Source organism: Halomonas campaniensis (assembly GCF_002211105.1).
GTDB lineage: Bacteria > Pseudomonadota > Gammaproteobacteria > Pseudomonadales > Halomonadaceae > Vreelandella > Vreelandella campaniensis_A.
The window spans coordinates 46100-66663 of record NZ_JPUA01000025.1; the positions used below are offsets into that span (position 1 = coordinate 46100).

Genomic DNA, 20564 nt, shown 5'->3' on the forward strand with positions numbered 1-20564 from the left:
CGTCTCCCAATACGCAGCGTTGCTAAACAACCACATCCGATTCAGTAATGGATTGGCAACGTTTACGTGGTACGCAAATCGGGCTGCCGCTTTCAGGGTCATGGATGACATGGGCATCAAGGTCAAACACGCGCTTGAGATTGGTCGTGGTAAAGACTTCGCCAGGCGCGCCGCTGGTGACGATACGACCATCGCACATCATCACCAACTGATCAGCGTAGGCGGCGGCCAGGTTGAGGTCGTGGAGCACCAGTAGCAGAGTGCGGCCTTTATCATGGGCCAGGCGCGAAAGTAGCTCCAACAAATCCACCTGTACCTTCAGATCCAGAAAGGTAGTGGGCTCATCAAGCAGAATCAGGTCGGTTTGTTGCGCTAGCACCATGGCAATCCAGCAGCGCTGGCGCTGGCCGCCGGAGAGCGCATCGACGTTGCGCTGGGCAAACTCCGTCACGCGGGTATAAGCCATGGCCTCACGAATAGCTTCTGCGTCCTGCTGAGCATTTTTCTGCCATAACCCCTGATGCGGAAAACGCCCCATTCCCACCAACTGCTTTACGCTCAGCCCCTCAGGCGCTACCGGGCCTTGGGGCAGAATTCCCAGACGCTTGGCGACCTCTCGCGTTTTGCTGCGATGGATATCCTTGCCGTCCAAATACACATGCCCGCCACTAGGCGTGAGCGTGCGCGCCAGCGTTTTTAGCAGCGTCGACTTGCCACTGCCATTGGGCCCCAAGAGCACCGTGAGCTTGCCTTCCTCAATTGCAATGTCGACACCATCCAGTACACGTCGAGTGTCATAGCCCGCGTGCAGGGCTTCGCCCGTCAAGCGAGGTGGTTGATGAGAAGGGTGGGTCATGAATGTGCTCATTGGGGTTGTTAAAGCAGGCAGAACCGTAAGCCAAAATATTCTCATTTTCAATACTTGGCATTGCTCAGCAACCAATTGCCACTGCTTTAAGCGTCGGCTCTAGAGGAAATAGGGGGTAAGAGAGGGGAGAATGAGTGTCGTTATCCTGAACTGTGCGTTCCGCTTGAGTAGACCTTTGTGGCTTATATGCATAAAATAATCATTATTATTTAGATGTAGATTACGTTTTCACGGTAAGGTTCACTCAAAAGCAGGGGATAAAAACTAGATGTACACTAAGAAACGCCAGGTATTTTGGCCTACGGTGACGCTTGTGGGATTAATCGCAGCCACACAGGGGCACGCTCAGGAAACGGCAACCAACGAGGCGCAAAGTGGCCGAGGTGACTCAAATCAAACAGTCGTGGTGACCGCCTCGCGGACTAATGCAACAAAAGAAGATTCGCCTCAAACAGTGCGGATCATTAGTGAGGAAGAGATTAATCAGCAGTTGCAAATTACCAGCGACTCTTCACAAATTTTGAGCAACCTGTTGCCGTCATATTCGCCCAGCCGCCAGAAAATGAGCGGCAGCGGTGAGACGTTGCGTGGGCGTACGCCGTTGATCCTAATTGACGGGATTCCCCAGTCAAACCCGCTGCGCCCCACCGGCCGTGAAGCTCATGCCATTGATTTTTCAATGGTCGAGCAGATCGAAGTGATACAGGGCGCCAACGCCACTAATGGCGTTGGCGCGGCGGGTGGGGTCATCAACCTGATTACCAAGCGCCCCGAGCCAGGCTCATTTAATCAGCACGTGGAAGCGCAGATAACCACGCCCACCAGCGAGCTTGATGGCGATACGCTGAGCTATAAAACCAGCTACGGCGTGAGTGGTAACAGCGGTGATGTGGATTACCTGTTCTCGGCCAGTTATGAGGATCAAGGGCTGTTCTTGGATGGCAATGGAAACGCGGTCGGGGTGGATAACACCCAGGGCGATCTCATGGATGCGCGCTCTTTCGATATTCTGGGCAAGCTGGCTTACTGGTTGGATGACAATCAGCGCCTGCAGTTTTCGCTCAATCACTACAATATTGAGGGGCACAACAACTATGTAAGCGTAACGGGTGATCGTGCCAATGGAGTAGTCACGACGTCCGAGCGCGGCACGCCGGAAGGAGATGCGCCTTACAACCGGGTGTGGACGACGGGGCTCAGCTACGACCACTATGATCTTGCAGGCATGCATTTGAGTGCACTGGCTTTCTACCAGGATTACGAGGCGCTGTTTGGAGCGACCAATTCCGCTACCTTCCAGGATCCTGCCATTGCCCCTGTAGGAACTTTCTATGACCAGACCATGGCAGCCACCAGCAAGTTTGGTACCAAGGTCTCGCTAACCAAGGATGATCTGTGGGATGAGCGTCTGAAAATGACCCTGGGTTTCGATACCCTGTTCGATGAAACCGAACAGTACCTGTATCAAAGTGACCGCACCTACGTGCCGCCCACCGAATACACCGACCTGTCACCCTTTGTGCAGGTTGACCTGCGCCCGGTAGAGTCGCTACTGCTTTCCGCTGGCGCGCGCTATGAGTATGCCAAGCTCGATATCAACAGTTACCAGACGGTAGCGGCCAACAATGGTGTTACTGTCGAGGGTGGCGACCCCAGTTTCAATGAAACGCTCTATAACCTTGGTGCCGTGTGGAAGCCGGTCGACCACTGGAGCCTATTTGCCAATTACGCTGAAGGGTTTTCCATTCCCGATGTGGGGCGTGCATTGAGAGGGATCAGTACGCCGAATCAATCCGTCAACAGCATCGAAAATCTGAGCCCCATCGTTACCGATAATATCGAGACCGGGGTGCGTTTTGAGAACGGGCGTCTGGCGGCTGAACTTAGCTATTACGAATCATCTTCCGATTTCGGCAGCCGCCTTACGGAGGTTGATGATGTCTTCTACATGCAGCGCCAGGAGACCGAGATCAAAGGCTTCGAAGCATCGGTGGATTATCAGTTTAACGATCAGCACTCCGGACGCTTGGCCTACTCGCGTATGGAAGGGCGTTACGATAGCAACGACGACGGTAACTTAGATGCCAAGCTATCGGGGTTGGATGTCTCTCCAGATCGCCTGACGGCCAGTTGGTCAGCTAATTGGTCAGATGAACTCTCTACCTTTGTTCAGGCCAACTACGCCTTTGATAAAACCTTCGATGAAGCCAACCGCGAGTTTGATGGCTATCTGTTGATGGATGCTGCCGTGGGTTACCAACTACCCGTTGGTCAGGTCAATGTAGGGGTATCCAACCTACTTGATGAGCAGTACGTCACATATTACTCGCAAAGCGCTCTAGTGAATGATGAGCGCTACTTTGCCGGGCGAGGCCGCACCTTAACGCTGGGTTATCGTCTGGATTTCTAATCAGCCGCTTTCTATGCTCGTGACTGTTGTGCGGCGCCTCTGGGGCGCCGCTTTTTTCGTCAATTCGCGCTAAAAGCGAGCTCGCGATCTATGCAGTAAATAAACGAAGAAGGGTGCGCCTATCCCGGCAACAAAGATGCCCGCAGGTAAATCTTTGGGCAAAAACGCTACCCGGCCCAGCAGATCGGCGTAAAGCACAATCAAGGCGCCAACCAACGCTGATGTAGGCACCAGGCGAGCCATGTTGCGCCCCACCAGCTTGGCCGCCAAGTGGGGCGCAATTAATCCCACAAAGCTTAAGCCACCGGCAAACGCCACCGCGGCGCCTGCCAGCGCCACGCTGCAGGCCAGCAATGCTAACCGGCTGCGAAGAATCGCCACTCCAAGCCCTTCGGCAACGCTATCACCCAGGGCCATGGCATCCGCATGGCGGGCGAAGAGTAGGCTGATAGGCACCGCGACGACTAACCACGGCAATAGTCCCCACACATCGTCCCATTGCGCCGCGTAAAGGCTGCCGGTTAGCCATACATAGGCGGTCATGGCGGCAGTGTCATCGCTGATCACGATTAACAGGGTGGTGCCAGCGCCCATGGCCGCCGCCAGGCCAATGCCGACCAGTACCATGCGCGATGGGCTAATACCGTTTTTCCAGGCCAGGCTAACCACCAGCAGTGCCGAAACCAGCGCCCCCAGCATGGCCGCAACGGGCAGCCAGTGAATGCTAAGGGTGGAACTCAATAGCGCTAAGAACACCACCGCCGCCAGCGCCGCACCGCTGGTAATGCCGATCACATCCGGGGAGGCCAGCGGGTTACGCACAATGCTTTGCAGAATCGCCCCCGCTATTGCCAGGGCGGCGCCAACCAGTATCGCTAGCGTAATGCGGGGCAGCCGAAGCTCCCAAATAATAAAGGCGATATCGCTACTCTGTGGGGCTGCAAGCGTGTTTAGCACCTGCAGAGGCGGCGTGGGAAAACTGCCTAAACAGAGCGACAGTCCGGCGCTTGCTAGCAATAAAAGACTTAGCATCATCAGGCTTCGCAGTAAGCGTTTACTGTCACTATTTGCTGCGCTATGGAGGGTTAACGTAGCGTTTGTTCTCATTGGCCAGCCATCTTGCGTCGTGCCAGATAGATAAAGAAGGGCGTGCCGATCAGCGCGGTCATCACACCGACCGGGATCTCCTGGGGTGGCATTAAAAAGCGCGAGCCCAGATCGGCCAGCAGCAGCAAACAGGCACCCAGCAGAGCGCAGGCAGGCAGCAGCCAGCGGTGGTCGATGCCAAATATTCCCCGTGCCATGTGGGGCACAATCAGGCCGACAAAACCGATCATGCCCGCCAGCGCCACGGAGCTACCTGCTAGCACAATCACAATCAGTCCTAGTAGTAGCTTGATGGTGGTGGCCTGCATGCCGAGTCCAGTGACCATGTCATCGCCTAGTAATAGTGCGTTAGCGTGGCGTATCAGCAGTGCGCTGAGCAGCAGTGCTCCACCAAAAAGCGGCAGTAAGGGCGCTACCAATGAAAGATCGCGGCCCGACACTGAGCCCGCCAGCCAGTAAAGCACGCTTTCAAAACTTTGCTGGTCAATGACCAGTAGCCCTTGGCTGAACGACACAAACATTGCCGTCACTGCTACTCCTGCCAGCACGACCCGCAGAGGGGAGAGCTCACCGTGGCGGCCGCGGCTAAGCACCACCACCAGTATGGCCGCAACGAGTGCCCCCAATAGCGCGGCCCATACGTAGTGCGCGGGCGTGTGCAGCGGCAATAGCGAAACTGCGACCACGACAAAAAACATCGCGCCGGCGTTAATGCCTAAAATGCCCGGCGACGCCAGCGGGTTGCGCGTCATGGTCTGCATCAGTGCGCCGGCAATCGCTAAGCTGGCGCCCACCAGAGCGGCAATTACCGCACGGGGTAAGCGCTCAGTTAAAAAAATGATGTGGGCGATGTTGGTAGGGTCGTAATGGGCTAACGAACCGAACAGAGCGAAGAGGGGGATATCCGTTGTGCCTAACATCACGCTGGCGAAAAAGGCGCCCAGCGCCAGCAGCGCGCCGATGAAAAGGCCAATACTTTTTGCGGCAACACTGTTTAGCATGAAGTAGTCTCCCCACGGCCGCTGGCGTGAGGCAGGCAAGCCCTATGCGGCGCCGCTTCGGGTTGCAACAGCCCATAGTGACTATACAGATCATCCAGCATGGCGTTGGCCGCCAGTATGCCACCACCCATCATCCAACTGACTGGCTCCACTTCAAATACGCGTCCGCTTTGTACCGCTGACAGCTGTTGCCAGAGTGGGTGTGAGGCCCAGTGCTGGTAATTATCTGCAATAGCGGGGTCATCGGGCTCAAGCAGAATAAAGAGGGCATCGGCATCCAGCACCGGAATGTTTTCAGTACTGGAAAGCTTCATTCCCCAACTCTGGCTTTGCAGTGTATCCGGCTGAGCAAAGCCCAGTTCATCAAGAATTGAGCCCGCAAAGCCGCTGGTATAGATACGCACGTGGTCGCTTTTAAACCGCACCACGGCCACTTTTTGCGGCCACTCGCTGCCTAGCCGGGTGGCAATCTGCTGACGAAAGTCGGCGACACGATCATCCCATTGCTCAAGCAGCTCATTCGCCTGCGCTTCGCGGCCAGTGGCATTAGCCACCATGGTGAGCGTGGTTTGGAAGTTAAACACTGTCGGGGCAGATACAGTGGGGGCAATAGCATTCAATAGCGGTGCTATTCGCGCATGGCGAAAGTCGCTGGCAATCACTAGGTCTGGATTAAGCCAGGCGATCTTTTCCAGATTGGGTTGGGTTTCCAGCCCCACATGCTCGACGCTATCAAGCGCATCGCGCAGATAGCGGTACATGGGTTTTTCCAGCCAGGAATCGACGACGCCAATAGGCGTCAGTCCAAGGGCGACGGCGCTGTCGGTCGCCCCCTGGTAAAGCGTCACAATGCGTGGCGGTTCCGGGGGGCTGCTCGGCGTGTTAGCGGCTGCCATTAAGGGCATTAGCGCCGCCAGGGTTAACAGCAACACACTCATAAAAACCTGCTTGCGATGGGTGTGTGCTTTTAACATTAATGTCACTTTACGATTGGCTCGGATTTAAGAGCCAGGATGATGGCATGACGTAAAAGCTAATGCAAAGCATTACCAAATGAAGGCCGCGACCTCCACCATCCCAAATACCGCGACGCCAGCCGCGACCGGCCAGCCCAGTGAGCGTACCCGCGACCACATCAGCAGTGTGACGGAAAGCCCGATGGCGGTGGCGATCCAGGAAATAGCGCTTGGGTTAACCGGCACAATGGACACCCCCAGCACGGCGGCAATCATCAGCGGGCCGAGAATACCCAGCCACTGGGGCATGTTATTAAGGCCGCTTTCGCTGTTGAGGCGGCGCTGCATCCATAAAAACGGCACTACCCGCATCAGCAACGTGCCAATGGCAGAAACCGCGACCGCTATCCAAAGTGCCGTGCTCATGATTCACGCCTCCTGTTGGTGGCGAATCTTTGCGTATAGAACTGCGTGGAGTAGAAGCACAGCGCGCCGCAGGCGGCGGCTAGGGGAATCGCCACGTTGCTCCAGCCGACCAGCGTTAAACACAGCGCCGCTAAAATGGTGCAGCCCATGGCGACTGCCCAACGCTTGTCGGTAAAGCGTGGCGCTACCATGGTCAAAAACAGCGCGGGCAGCGCGAAGGGCATAATTTCACCCAGCAGCGGCCAGCGGGCGGTAAAGGCCTCACCGGCGGTAGCGCCCACCGCGGTGCCAATTATCCAGGCGCCCCAGGCCAGCAGTGATGCGCCCAAAAACCAGCTAAAACGCTTTACCTCAGGCAGTTGGGGCAGCCGGGTTAGGGCCAGTGCAAACACCTGGTCGGTGAGGCCGTGCATTAACCAGGGCCAATGGCGGCTGCGCGGCAGTAACGCCGCCAGGTTAGGGCCGTACACCACATGGCGGATGTTAATCAGCAGCGTCATCGCCACCACCAACCACAGTGGTGCGCCGGTGGCAATCATACCGACAAACAGAAACTGCGAGGCCCCGGCGTAAATCAGCGCTGAAATAGCCGTGGCCTCCAGCGTGCTAAAGCCTGCCTGGGTGGCGACTAAGCCAAATGACAGCGCCACCGGAATGTAGCCGCCCAGTAGCGGGATAGCTTCGCGCACGCCCTGTAGCGCGCTACGCAGTGGAGAGTGGCTGGCAGCTTGGCTCATGGTGTTTGGCCTTCTGCACCGTAGGTGATGGTCATCATTAACGTGGCCTCCGCTGCTTGGGTGCGGTAAAGGTGTGGCTGGTCGGCGGGGAAGGTCACTGTGTCGCCGGGTGTGAGTTGCGTTGTGGCGCCCTCTGGCCCCGCTTCCAGCCAACCGCTAATTAGCGTAAGCGATTCACGGGTGCCGCTTGTATGAGCTTCAGCATGGCGCAGCGTATGCGGCGCGCAGCGCATCCAGTAGGCGTCCACCTGAGGGGAGTCCTTGCCTTGGTCGATTAAGCGCACCTGTACGCCATCTTCACCCAGCGGCACGTTGATTGGCGCTACCAGGGTGCCGAAGGGCACATTGAGCTGCACCGCCAGCCGCCAAATGGTATCCAGGGTCGGGTTGCCGTTGCCCTGTTCAAGGCGACACAGGTTGGATTTGGCAATCCCCGCCTCATTGGCCAACTGCGACAGCGACCGGCCCCGCTCAAGGCGAAGTGCTTGAAGGTGTTGGCCTAGGGTATTGAGTGAAAGCTTATCCATCTTTTTATCTCGCGTTCCTTTTATAGAACGTTCTATATAAAGAACGTTAGCCTGTCAATGATTGTGACAAGCGCTTCCAGTGGCACTCTTTATGCATGACCTTTAGGTTGGCTGCTGCGAGGAAGCGCAATGCGTTCATTGGCAATGCTCAAACCGGTTAAATCGATCCTATACAGCGTGGCGTTACTGCTGCTAGGCAACGGTTTGTTGAATACGCTGCTAACCCTGCGTGGAACGGGGGAGGGCTTCTCCAGCGCGGTGCTGGGGATGATTATGTCCGGCTACTTTGTCGGCTTTATCTGCGGTACCTGGGTTAGCGGACGCTTAATTCGGCGCATGGGGCATATCCGTACCTTTGGCTTCTGTGCCTCTATTTGTGCATCGGTGGCGCTGCTGCACCTGGTGTTTATCACCCCCTGGGTATGGCTACCGTTGCGGGTGATCTATGGGCTTTCGTTTATCACCTTGGTGACCGTGATTGAGAGCTGGCTGAATAGCCAAGCCGCCAGCCATGAGCGGGGGCGTATTTTTGCGGTATACATGGTGGTTAACCTAGGCGCTTTAGCACTGGCCCAGCAGCTCCTGCGTCTCTCTTCACCTGACGGATTTTTACTCTTTGTGGTGATCGCTATTTTGATCAGTTGGGCGCTGCTACCCATCACCATGACCCGTCGCGTGCAGCCCAAAATACCTGAGCGGCCCAAAAGTAGCCTGCGTGCATTGTTAGGCTTTGCGCCATTGGCGGTGGCTTCCGCCGCGTTGTCGGGTCTTGCTATGGGCGCGTTCTGGTCGATGACCCCGGTGTACGCCACTCAATTGGGGTTTGATATTGGTGGGGTCGGGCTGTTGATGAGCGTGGCGATTATTGGCGGCGCGCTGCTGCAGATTCCCATTGGGCGCTTCTCTGATAAACACGACCGCCCTAAGGTCATGATCTGGGTGGTGCTGCTCGCGGCCTTAATCGCAGCGGCCATGCCCTTTGCACCCAGCCACGAGGTGCTGCTGGGGCTCTATTTTATCTGGGGCGGTTTGGCGTTTTCCCTCTACCCGCTGGCGGTAGCGCAGTTGATTGACCAGCTCCGGCCGGATGAAATTGTCTCCGGCTCGGCGGATATGCTGGTAATGCACGGGGCGGGCTGCGCCGTGGCGCCGATAGCGGCGGGGTCACTGATGAGCGCAGTGGGAGGTCATGGCTTGCCGCTCTATATTGCTTGCGTGTTCACTTTGCTAGGTATCTACGCGCTGTATCGCCGCCGCCGCATTAGGGCAGTGGTCACGCATACCGCACACTTTGAGCCGATGGTGCAAAGTAGTGCAGAGGTGTTGGAAATGATCTTCGATGATACTCAGCGCGACTTATTCGATGACCCGAGTTTCTATGAAGAGGATGAACGGGAGCGTTTGGCGGGGCTTGTTAAAACATCCACTCGTTAATGTGGGAAAGTACTAGGTAAAAGTACTGGGGAGCGGCTTTGATAAGCAGCCACTCCCCTGGGTGAGTGCTTAAGCGCGCTTCGCCTCTTGCGACTGGCAAGCAGCAGCGGTGAACAGCACATCGGTAGAGGAGTTGAGGGCGGTTTCGGTGGAGTCCTGTACCACGCTGATCACAAAGCCAATCGCCACCGCCTGCATGGCCACTTCCGTGGGAATACCGAACAGGTTGGCGGCCATGGGAATCAGCATCAGTGAGCCGCCCGCCACGCCTGAAACGCCGCAGGCCGCCAGCGCTGAAACCACACAAAGTAGCAGCGCCGTGGGAAAGTCGACGCTAATGCCCAGCGTATGAGTGGTTGCCAGAGTAATTACCGTAATAGTAATGGCCGCACCGCACATATTGATCGTCGCGCCCAGCGGAATGGAAATGGAGTAGGTGTCAGGGTCGAGCTTTAGGCGGCGGCATAGCTCCAGGTTCACCGGGATATTCGCTGCCGAGCTACGGGTGAAAAAGGCGGTAATCGCACTGCCGCGCAGGCACGTAAATACCAGGGGATAAGGGTTTTGCCGGGTGGTGAAGTAAACCAGCAGCGGGTTGCTCACTAGCGCGACAAACAGCATGCAGCCCAAAATCACACCCAGCAGTTGGGCGTAGTTGAGCAACGCCGCAACGCCGGATTCTGCCAGCGTGCCTGCCACCAAACCAAAGATACCCAGCGGCGCTAAACGAATCACCAGTGTCACAATGCGGGTGATCGCTGCAGATAAATCGCTCAATGCTTGGCGGGTGGTATCGCTGGCTTGACGCAGGGTCAAACCAAGGCCGATAGCCCAGGCCAAAATAGCGATAAAGTTAGCCTCCATGAGTGCACTAACCGGGTTAGCCACCGCATTCAACAGCAGGTCGCGTAGAACGCTAAAAATATCCCCGGGCGGGTTGCCGTCAACTTGCCCCAAATCTAACGTAAGCTCCGTGGGAAACAGGAAGCTGGCTGCCACCGCAATCAGCGCGGCGATCAGTGTACCTACCACATAGAGCACCAGCACGGGGCGAATGTGGGTGGGTTGGCCTTTCTGATGAGCTGAGATCGCTGCGGCTACCAGTACAAACACCAAAATGGGCGCCACCGCCTGCAAAGCGGCGATAAAGAGCTGACCAAGCAGGGCCACGTTGCTTGCAATGTTTGGCGCAAACAGGGCGAGCGCCACCCCGGCAACGATACCGATTAAAATCTGCGGGATAAGGCCCAGTCGAATAAGTGGCTGGAAAACGGTGCGGGCGGTGGCGATCATTGCGCAACTCTCAGGTAGTAAAAGGGGGGGGGGCGTAGCGGCGTTTAGCCGCTAACGCGCCTGAAAGGGGCGGTATTCTATCAGCTACAGGCATGACGCGGGCGACTGGGTAAAAAAACGCGCAGGCTATATACTGCGCCCGCCGTTGAGTGTGAATAATCATCTATCACTTAGCCCGCAACTTGCTGTTTGCTTCTAAAAAAATGCAGGGAACTTTCCAATGCGAATCAGAACGTTGTTAATTGCGCTTATTGCACTATGTGCTTCATCGCTGGCGATGGCTGCTGACTACTATGTGGATATCACCAACCGAACGGGTTACACCATCTACTATATGTACGTGAGCCCCGGGAATTCGAAAAGCTGGGAAGAGGACGTGCTGGGCAACGATGTCTTAATGAACGGCGACACCCAGCGAGTCACGCTAACGGGCTATACCAACCCCTATTTCGATATTCGCTTAGTTGATGAGGATGAGGACAGTTATACCTTCTGGAACGTGGATGTCTCAACACAAGACATCATCGTCACGCTGGATCACTTGGATTAATGTCTGTATTCATGCAATAAAAATGCCCCTGCCTCATTCGCGGGCAGGGGCATTAGCAAATGATGCTTGTTGCCTTGGCGATCTAGCTTTTAGGTCAAGCCGCCACGACGTCGAGAGCAGCGGGAGTGGTTTTTTGCGGTTTGCGGATGGTTTCGTCGTTATCCGCAGATAGCTCACTGCTGCCAACCATCTCCGTATATCCGCGCTGTGTTAAAGCAAGCACTTCAGGGGAAGTGCCCCACTTCATCAACATCTCATCCAGCACTTGATCGGCTTTTTCAGCCTGGCCCCAGCGGGTAAGCAGTTGGGCAATGGCGTAGTCGCACTCGGGGGTGTCGAATAGCTCATCCTTGATGTCTTGAATGGCGATGTGAAGGCCCGCCTGGGAAAGGTCGTTTGACGTTTCACTATGCATATCACGGCTCCGTGTGATTGCTAATGGTTCGACGGTTAACTTGAGATAACCGCCTGCATTTGAGTTGTACGTGTGTTGTACGAAACTGAGCTTAATATAGTCGTGAGTGAGAAGCAAATGCGAAAAAGGCTGTGGCAAAGGTTATTGCTCCGTGGCTGTAGTTTGCTTGATAAATACCTCTAGATGATGCTGTTTGCCATCCAGCGGAATGCGCACTTCACCTTGCTGGCGGGTGAGTATTCGGCCATCAAGCTGGGCGCTGGGCGACTCATTGGCGGTGATGACCTTAACCGTATAGCGGGTGTTGGCAATGTTCAGCGTTGCGCTATAGCCTGGCCAATCCTGGGGAAGGCAGGGGGCTAGCACCAACCAGCCACCTTCTCGGCGAATGCCCAGAATGCCCTCCACCCCGGCGCGGTACATCCAGCCCGCTGAGCCTGTGTACCATGTCCAGCCGCCGCGTCCGGTATGAGGCGCAACCGAATAGACATCCGCGGCCACCACGTAGGGTTCGACGTGATAACGAGCGACCTCCTCGGCGGTACGGGCATGATTGATCGGGTTGAGTAGCGCAAAAAGCCTATGCGCTTTACTGCCCTCGCCGAGCTTGGCAAAGGCGAGAATTGCCCACATTGCGGCATGGCTATATTGGCCACCGTTCTCGCGCATACCGGGTGGGTAGCCGCCGATATAGCCAGGGTCGCGCTGGGGCTGATCGAAGGGGGGCCAGAACAGTAGCGCAAGCTGCTCATCGTGCCTAACCAGCTCGCGTTCCATTGATGCCATGGCGAGGGCTGCGCGGTGGGAGTCTGCTGCCCCTGAGAGTACCGCCCAGGTCTGGGCAATCGAATCAATTTGGCAGGCGTCGCTCTCTCTGCTGCCCAGCCAACTGCCGTCATCGAAGGTTGCCCGTCGGTACCACTGGCCGTCCCAGGCGTTGCTTTCCAGCGCAATACGCAGCGCAGTGATATGGGCGCGCCAACGCTCGGCGCGTGGAGTGGCTGAAGGCGCTTGTTTTTCGCGTTGCTGAGCATAGGGTAGAAACAGCTCCAGGGTATGCACCAGCAGCCACCCTAGCCACACGCTTTCGCCTTCGCCTGCTTCGCCAACGCGGTTCATGCCATCGTTCCAATCGCCGCCACCGATCAACGGCAAGCCGTGCTCGCCGGTTAGCTCAATGCTCTGATCCAAGCCGCGGGCGCAGTGCTCAAATAGCGAGGCGGTTTCCCCAGCAATCATCGGTTGGAAAAAGCAGTCGTGCTCTTCAGGCGCTAATTCGGCACCTTCCAGAAAACTCACCGGCTCGTCGAGCACGGCGGTGTCGTGGGAAGTGGCAATATAGCGGGCGCAGGCATAGGCCAGCCAGACCCGGTCATCGGAAATACGCGTACGCACCCCCTGGCCGGAGTGGGGCAGCCACCAGTGCTGGACATCGCCTTCGACAAACTGGCGTGAGGCGGCGCGGAGCAGGTGTTGGCGAGTGGTTTCGGGGCTGGTGAAGGTTAACGCCATGCCATCCTGCAACTGGTCGCGGAAGCCATAGGCGCCGCTGGCCTGGTAGAATCCGGAACGTGCGGTAATTCTGCAGGCAATGGTTTGGTACATCAGCCAGCCGTTGAGCATGATGTCCATGGCGCGGTCAGGGGTGGAAACTTGTATCGCGTTAAGCTGCGTTTGCCAGTGCGCAGTGACCAGCGCGAGCTCCGCGTCAATGTCTGCCTGGCGATAGCGCGCGATCAGCGATTTGGCCTCAGCGGTTGAACTGCTTTGCCCCATCAATACAACGATATCGACGCTTTCACCTGCCCCTAGCGTTACGCTGCGGTTTAGCGCGGCGCAAGGATCCAACCCCGCACCGTGGGTGCCGGAAAGCGGCGCCTGGCTGCGCAGCCCCGCGGGCGACCCCAGGCTGCCGCCGTGGCCGATAAATTCGCAGCGGTCAGCCGTCCAGGAGGTTGGCTGGGTGCCGATATCCAGAAACGCTACCCGGCCAGGGAAATTTATGTTCCAGGGATTCTCTACCAGCAGCGCGCCGCTGTTGGCATCTGGGTGCGAGATTAGAAAAGGTGCTGAACCGCTGCGCGACGTGCCCAGCACCCATTCGGCATAAGCCGTCACGGAGAGCTTGCGTGGCCGACCGGAGTGATTGCTAAGGCGTAGCCGCGAAATCCTAAGCGGGTCTTCTAATGGCACGAAGTGCAGCAGCTCCAGGGCAATCCCATCCGCTTGATGCTCGAATTGGCTATAGCCAAAGCCGTGTCGTGCCAAGTAGCGGCCGTGATCCCGTAAAGGGTGGGCAGTCGCGGTGAAGAGCGCCATCGTCTCATCATCGCGAACATAGATCACATCGCCGCTGGGATCCATTACGGGGTCGTTTGACCAGGCCGTCAGCTGGTTTTCGCGGCTGTTATCCGCCCATACATAGCCCGCGCCTTCTGCTGATACCTGAAAGCCGAAGCCAGCGTTGGCGACCACGTTGATCCACGGCGCGGGCGTTGAGCTCCCCGCCTCAAGCGTCGTCACGTACTCACGTCCTTTCTGAGCAAAGCCGCCCAGGCCATTAAAAAACTCAAGCGCTGGGAGTGGCGTTTCGTTGGCATTGTGCGGGGTGTGCCTGGGCAGGGGACGTTTGACCAACGCTTGGGGCGATGTTGTGGCGAGGCGTGTGGGCAGCGTCAGAGCCAGTTGGTTAGCTATGCTGCCGCGATGGGCCATTAATGCAACGCAGGCGATCGACTGAAGCTGCATACGTACTTCAAGACTTATGAGGTCGGCACGCAATGCAATCACGGCGCCCTGAGCGAAATCTTTTTTAAGACGAGGCTGTGTTTGGCTGCTAAGCACCGCTGTTTCAATGGCCTGCTGCAGATCCTGAATATAGGAGGAGGAGCGCTCATTGATAATCACCACGTCCACGCCCAGCCGCTTCATGCGCCAATATTCATGGGCGCGCAGCAGTTGGCGTACCTGACAAATGTCATCAATGCTATCGATGCGCAGCAGGATAATCGGTAGGTCACCGGAAATGCCGTGTTGCCAGAGCCGCGACTGCGGCCCGGCACCCCGCACAATGGCCTCGGAGGACGCTCTAAAGCGGGCATCGGGGTAAAGAATGGGCGCAGCTAACCGCTGAAAGTCGGCGGCCTCTTCAGGCTGAATGCCCAAATGGCGAAGCTGTACCTGGGCTTGTGTCCAGGCGAGGGGTTTGGCGCGCTCAAAGGCGCTGCGGTCGTGGTGTTTATCAATTAGATCCATTAGCGCCTCACGGGAGGAGGCGACCACTGTCCAGTAAGCGATGCGGGCGGCTTTACCTGGGGCCACGCGCAGGCAGTAGCGCAGTGCAAAAATAGGATCCAGTACGCTGCCCACACTGCCCGAAAGGTGCTGACCCTCTGCCAGTGCTGAGGCGTGCAGCGTACTTCGGCCGCGGCCTAAAAACCGGGCCCGGTCAGTCTCGAACTCCAGCTCGCCCACGGTGTGACCCTCTACCACCGCAAAGTGAGCCGCCCACACCTGCTCTTCATCGGGTGAGCGCCGCCGCCTTGTGGCGATCAAGGCGTTGAAGGCCTCCAGATACTCGGTGACCACAAACATTTTGGCAAACGCAGGGTGCGCATTGTCGGCACTGGGAGCGGTCAATACTAATTCTAGATAGGAGGTGATCGTGATGTCCCGTGCGTGACGACCGCTGTTAGTGAGCGAAAGGTGGCGAACTTCGCTGTCGTCTTCGCCGGAAACCAGCACCTCCAAATGGCTGGTGATGTCGTCATGACGATGGCTGTAGCGAGCATAATCCTCAGCAAATAGCGCATGGCTATGTTCATCCAGAGCGCCAACTGGGTGCGCAGCCGTTTGCCCGGTGGCTGTCCACACGCCGGGGTGCTTGGCATCGCGCAGAAAAATAAAGCTGCCTAAGTGGTCGCGAGTAGCGTCCGGCTGCCAGCGGCTAATGGCGACGTTGCGCCATCTGCTGTAACCACCGCCGGTGGCCGTTAGCATTACCGAGTAGCAGCCGTTGGAGAGTAAATGGGTAACGGGTGGGCCACTGGCCGCCGTAGAAACGCGGCGAATGGTTTGTGCTTCGTTAATCATTTGACTCGCGTTTGACTTCACCTCTTCAGCGCGGGGGTGGGCTATCGCCACGTTACGCGGAACCCGCTCTTGAAGCAGCAGTTCGCTGGCTTGAATCATCGGTTCGCGGTGAAAACGGGCGCGCATCTGGCCGTGGTGGAGGGTATTAGCGATGGCCGCGATAGTCATGCCCTGGTGGTGGGCCATAAAGCTACGCACAATCACTACTTTCTCTCCGGTGGGTAGCCGTGAACGGGTGAAATCGAGCGCTTCATAAAAGCCATAGCGGCCTAATGCGCCCATCTCCGCCAAGCGTTTGAAATTACGGCAGGCGCTGCTGGGGTCAACCATGGCGGCTAACCCGGTGGCGTAGGGCGCGATTACTAGATCAGCAGAGAGCCCGCGTTTGAGTCCCAACCCCGGTACCCCAAAATTAGAGTATTGATAGGTGAACTCCCGATCACGGGCGTTATAAGCGGATTCGGAAATACCCCAAGGAGCGGAGAGCTGGGCGGCGTAGGTTTCTTGACGCTTAACCACTAGACGGTTGGTTTGCTCGAGCAGGCTGCCTCCAGGGGCGCGCATCACCAGCGACGGCATCAGGTATTCAAACATCGACCCCGACCAGGAGATCAACGCTGAGCCAAAGGTGACCGGGGTGGCAGCACGACCGAGTTTGAACCAGTGGCGGGTGGGAATATCACCTTTGGCAATCGCAAACAGGCTAGCCAGGCGCGCCTCGGAGGCCAGTAGGTCGTAGCAACTGGTATCCAGGCAGTGGTCATCCAGCGAATAGCCAATCGACAACAGCTGGCGCTCGCTATCGAGTAGAAAAGCGAAATCCATACCCAGTGCCAGGCGTCGCGCAGAGTCTGCAAGCTGTTGCAGGCGTAGGGCGAGTGCACCCGCTTCAAAGTTAGGCTGGGTTTCCCGGTCATGGCCGTGTTGCGTCACTGAGGCGTGCAGGGCCTGCAACCAAAACAGCAGGTCTTCGCTGTATGGGTCGCTATGCTCGTTGAGTGGAGTACGCGCCAGCGTTAATGTGCTATCCGTCAATGCGGCGATATTTGCCAAGCATACCGGCGACATCACGTTGCCTTTCAACTGGGCGTCTATGGCTTCTAACTGCACGCTAAGCTGAACGGTGAACTTTTCCGACAACGTGGATGCTTGCTTAAGTGTCTGACGGGCCAGGTTTAGGGTGTCAGCAATACCTTCGCGTGGGTCAGCTAAATAGCCTGCCGTCTGCCAGGTTTCGCAGGCATTGGCGATCGCGATAAGGTGCCCTGCAAGATTGCCGCTATCCACCGTAGACACATAGCGGGGGTTCAGCGGGCGCAGGTCGTGGGTGGCGTACCAGTTATAGAAGTGCCCTCGGTAGCGGGGTAGCCCCAGCATTACGCCCAGGGTTGTTTCGAGTCGCTCAAGCGTCTCATGGGTGCCCATCCAACCGAAATCCCGCGCGGCGACTGTTGAGAGTAGATAGAGCCCCATATTGGTCGGCGAGGTGCGCTGGGCGAGGACGGGCTGAGGATCCTCCTGAAAGTTATCCGGCGGCAGGCGGTGATCGGTGGCGGTCACGAAAGTTTCGAAAAAGCGCCAGGTTCGCCGGGCAATAACCCTTAGCTCAAGGGCTTCTTCTTCCGAAATAGTGGGTTGGACAACGACGCTTGTGCTGCTGCTTAACCAGGATGCCACTGCGGGTGCGGCTAGCCAAAGCAGCGCCATGGGCAGTGTGAGGGGCCATGTGTGGCTGGCTGTCCAGAGCGCACTGATCACCACCGCTAGCCCTAGTGCGGTGCCGGGAGCCATGCGCTGATAGAACCCCATAACCGTCAGCGGCGGGCTTTTCATCGACTGGGCGGCAGATGTCCACTCCAGTAGACGCCGGTGGGTGACCAGCACGCGGACGAGCGTTCTGGCGATGGCATCCAGCATGCGCCACGCCTGATCAGGTAAAAACAGGATCAGGAGCAGCATTTGTGCGCTACCCAGCTTTAGCTCGTCAAACCAAAGGTGGTAGTGGTGGCGTAGTCTAGACCACGCCCGGAAGGGAATGAATGAGGCCGTTAGGGAAAGCAACACCGGTGCCCCGACAACGGCCAGTAGTAGCAGTGTACTGGTGATCGCCATGCTCAGCGGCAACTGCCAGCTAACCGCAAGGCTTGCCAGCACTAATGGTGGCGTTACCGAGCGGCGCAGGTTGCCGAGCATTTTTAGGCGACCAGTGAGCGGCAGCGCCGGGGCGATTAGCCAAGGGAGCAGTTGCCAATCTCCGCGTGTCCAGCGGTGCTGGCGCTTGGCGGCTACGTCATAGCGGGCTGGGAAGTCTTCAATCACTTCGATATCGGAGGCGAGTCCCGCACGGGCAAACACACCCTCGAACAGATCGTGGCTGAGCAGGCTGTTGTCGGGCACCCGGCCAGCCAGCGAGGCTTCAAAGGCATCGATCGCGTAAATACCTTTACCGGCGAACGAGCCTTCACCGACCAGATCCTGATAGAGATCTGAAATAGCGACGGCGTAAGGGTCGATGCCCCCTGGCGCGGAGAATAGCCGCTGGTAGATGGAGCCTTCGCCCCCCGTGGGCAGCGACGGAGTAACGCGAGGCTGCAATATCGCGTACCCCTCCACGACTCGGCGTAGTTGTTGATCCAGTCGTGGCTGGTTTAACGGATGCGCCATTTTACCGATCAACCGGCTGGCTGCGCCCCGAGGCAGGCGAGTGTCGGCATCCAGAGTGATGACGTAGCGCACGTCACTGGGCAGCGGCGGCGGCTCAATAAAGGTGGTGTCCGTGGCGCCACGTAGCAGGCGGTTTAGCTCGTGTAGCTTGCCCCGCTTACGCTCCCATCCCATCCAGGTATTCTCGCTGGCGTTAAATACCCGCCGCCTATGGAGCAGAAAGAAGCGTTTATCGCTATCGAGGGCGAGAGGACAATAACGCTTATTTAACTGCTCCACTGCTGCTTGGGCAGCCGTTAACAGCGCTGTCTCATGGGGGAGTTCCGCTTGGGGGGAATCCACGCCGTCAAGCAGCAGCGCATAGCCAAGCGCCCCCTCACCGCTGGATAAGTGGTGCACTTCAAGATGCTCAATCTGTTCGCGCAGTTCTTCTTCGCTGGTCAGCAGCGTAGGCACCGCCACCAGGGTTCTTAACTGAGGCGGAACGCCTTTGGCAAGGTCGAGCCCTGGCAGCGGCTGAGCGTCGATAGCGTAGATAATCAGGCGGTTCACGATCAGCGTCGCGACTTCCATAATGGGCAGGAAGCCGAACGCCCCTAGTAGTATTAGCCAGGGTAGCGGTACGTCGCCCATCGCCAGCGGCAACGAAAGCAGCAGCCCGCCGGCCAGCGTCATCAGGCTCAGCGTCACTACGCCCATCAGTACGATATAGCTGCGAATGCCGTGATGAATGAGTGTCCGGCGCAGCCATTGGCGTGAGGAGGGGGTAAAGCGTATCTGCCGCTCAAGGGTTATCCGCCCTGAGCCCACCAAGAAGTAGCCAGCGTCTCCCCGGCGTGCAGCTTCGACCGGGTCGCTGGTGGCGACCCCCGCCTGTTGGGAGAGTGAGAGCGCCGCTTCGACTACCTCAAGCTCGCTGAAACGGGAGCCACGAGCGAGTTGTTCTATGGCGCTGCGATACTGATTGCGGGTGGGGAAATCGAGCTGGCTGAAGTGGCTCTGCTGGCGTAACCGCCTATCTACCAAACTAACGCTCTCAAACAGCTCGGCCCAGTCGATGCTGGAGACGAAACGCATGCTGGTGATGATATTGCGCACGGTAACGTTGGCGGCGCCTTGGCGCTGCTGGGCGTGCTGAACCATGTCGTCAATACTTTCACCCTGCTGGCCAATCTGCTCATCTAGCCAGCCTACCAGCGGGCTACAGCGGGGGTCTAAGCCGCGTAGCCGCTTAGCGAGCTGCGCGGTGAAGGGCTCTGCTAATGGCCCTTTATGAATATTGAGCGTGCTGGTTTCCAGGTGAAAGGTATGACGTTCCAGGGAGGTTTGCCGGTCGGTGGGCGTTAGCCATTTAGCGGCCAATGCATCGGCTTCGTCCCTTGCGGTTTGTTCGCTGATAATTTGGTCGGCAAGGCGTCGCAGGTTCTCGATCAGCACAATACGTAGCGTGATCGCCACCGCCCAGAGCTCGCCTATGGTCAATGGCTGAACGCGCTGATAAGCGGTGATAAAGTTCTGCAAATTATCCAGGTCGACATGGCTGTCGGTATGCGCCACAAAGGCCCAGGCGATCCCGAATACCCGCGGGTAGCCTGCAAAAGGCCCGTTGGCTAACTTCGGTAGCTGACGGTAATACCCAGGGGGAAGGTCGCTGCGTATCTCACGAATTTGCGCTTCAATTAGGTGGTAATTATCGAGCAGCCAAGCGGCAGCAGGCACAATTTCTCGCCCACCTGCCAGCGCTGTGGCGCTGGCGCGGTAAACGTCCAACAGGGCGCGCGCGTTATCGTTGAGCCGTCTTGTTAACGATACTACTTTGGGTGGCGTGCTGGTCACTGCTTGGTTAAGCGCCAAGCTTCCTGCGTGCTGTTCAAGTCGCTCTGCGCTGAAGAGCTCTTCCCTGACGGGGGCAGTGGAGTTCCACGGCGCTGCAAACGTAGGGTGCGGACGCACAAAACGGAGAAGTTGTTTCACAGATTCCATCCTGGTAAGAGTGCACCTCGGCGCACCAACGATGCTTCCTTACCAGAACAATGGTCGTGATGTGAGGTTGCGTCCGTGCGCTAGCGCACATTGCGCTTTTT

13 protein-coding genes are annotated in these 20564 nt (G+C 57.4%); 3 read left to right on the forward strand and 10 right to left on the reverse strand.

The features are described from left to right. Positions 1–22: 22 nt before the first annotated feature. On the reverse strand, positions 23–856 hold the full coding sequence (locus JI62_RS08565) for an ABC transporter ATP-binding protein (RefSeq protein WP_088699760.1): 834 nt from the start codon (positions 854–856) through the stop codon (positions 23–25). A 280-nt stretch (positions 857–1136) separates the two neighbouring features. Between JI62_RS08565 and JI62_RS08570 the strand changes: the two genes are divergently transcribed. Then, positions 1137–3278 (forward strand): TonB-dependent receptor, encoded by a 2142-nt coding sequence (locus JI62_RS08570; RefSeq protein WP_088699761.1) that lies wholly within the window; start codon positions 1137–1139, stop codon positions 3276–3278. 69 nt (positions 3279–3347) lie between these two features. Here the strand turns inward: JI62_RS08570 and JI62_RS08575 are convergent, their stop codons facing one another. From JI62_RS08575 to JI62_RS08600, 6 genes are all read right to left on the reverse strand, one after another. Beyond that, the gene (locus JI62_RS08575) at positions 3348–4385 is read right to left on the reverse strand and encodes a FecCD family ABC transporter permease (RefSeq protein WP_088699762.1); all 1038 of its coding nucleotides are present in this window, start codon (positions 4383–4385) and stop codon (positions 3348–3350) included. Next, positions 4382–5386, reverse strand: coding sequence for a FecCD family ABC transporter permease (locus tag JI62_RS08580; protein WP_088699763.1), 1005 nt, complete (start codon positions 5384–5386; stop codon positions 4382–4384). The genes JI62_RS08575 and JI62_RS08580 overlap by 4 nt, the downstream gene beginning before the upstream one ends. Continuing rightward, positions 5380–6360, reverse strand: coding sequence for an ABC transporter substrate-binding protein (locus JI62_RS08585; protein WP_240513183.1), 981 nt, complete (start codon positions 6358–6360; stop codon positions 5380–5382). Before JI62_RS08585 ends, JI62_RS08580 begins: the two co-directional genes overlap by 7 nt. Positions 6361–6432: 72 nt before the next feature. Next, positions 6433–6768, reverse strand: a complete 336-nt coding sequence (locus JI62_RS08590; RefSeq protein WP_088699764.1) for an AzlD domain-containing protein — start codon at positions 6766–6768, stop codon at positions 6433–6435. Continuing rightward, positions 6765–7505, reverse strand: coding sequence for an AzlC family ABC transporter permease (locus JI62_RS08595; protein WP_088699765.1), 741 nt, complete (start codon positions 7503–7505; stop codon positions 6765–6767). Before JI62_RS08595 ends, JI62_RS08590 begins: the two co-directional genes overlap by 4 nt. Then, complete coding sequence (locus JI62_RS08600; RefSeq protein ID WP_088699766.1) at positions 7502–8032, reverse strand: helix-turn-helix domain-containing protein; 531 nt, start codon at positions 8030–8032, stop codon at positions 7502–7504. The genes JI62_RS08595 and JI62_RS08600 overlap by 4 nt, the downstream gene beginning before the upstream one ends. A gap of 129 nt (positions 8033–8161) precedes the next feature. On the opposite strand from JI62_RS08600, the gene JI62_RS08605 reads away from it, so the two are divergent. Next, positions 8162–9466, forward strand: coding sequence for an MFS transporter (locus JI62_RS08605; RefSeq protein WP_088699767.1), 1305 nt, complete (start codon positions 8162–8164; stop codon positions 9464–9466). 69 nt (positions 9467–9535) lie between these two features. On the opposite strand, the gene sstT is transcribed toward JI62_RS08605, so the two are convergent. Continuing rightward, the gene (sstT, locus tag JI62_RS08610; RefSeq protein ID WP_088699768.1) at positions 9536–10759 is read right to left on the reverse strand and encodes a serine/threonine transporter SstT; all 1224 of its coding nucleotides are present in this window, start codon (positions 10757–10759) and stop codon (positions 9536–9538) included. Positions 10760–10979: 220 nt separating this feature from the next. Between sstT and JI62_RS08615 the strand changes: the two genes are divergently transcribed. Then, entirely contained in the window at positions 10980–11309 is a 330-nt protein-coding gene (locus tag JI62_RS08615) for a hypothetical protein (protein ID WP_088699769.1), read from the forward strand. Between the two features lie 94 nt (positions 11310–11403). On the opposite strand, the gene JI62_RS08620 is transcribed toward JI62_RS08615, so the two are convergent. Both JI62_RS08620 and JI62_RS08625 read right to left on the reverse strand, forming a co-directional pair. After that, on the reverse strand, positions 11404–11724 hold the full coding sequence (locus JI62_RS08620) for a hypothetical protein (RefSeq protein WP_088699770.1): 321 nt from the start codon (positions 11722–11724) through the stop codon (positions 11404–11406). A 141-nt stretch (positions 11725–11865) separates the two neighbouring features. After that, positions 11866–20463: a GH36-type glycosyl hydrolase domain-containing protein gene (locus tag JI62_RS08625; RefSeq protein ID WP_088699771.1), complete on the reverse strand. Its 8598-nt coding sequence runs from the start codon at positions 20461–20463 to the stop codon at positions 11866–11868. Positions 20464–20564 lie beyond the last annotated feature (101 nt).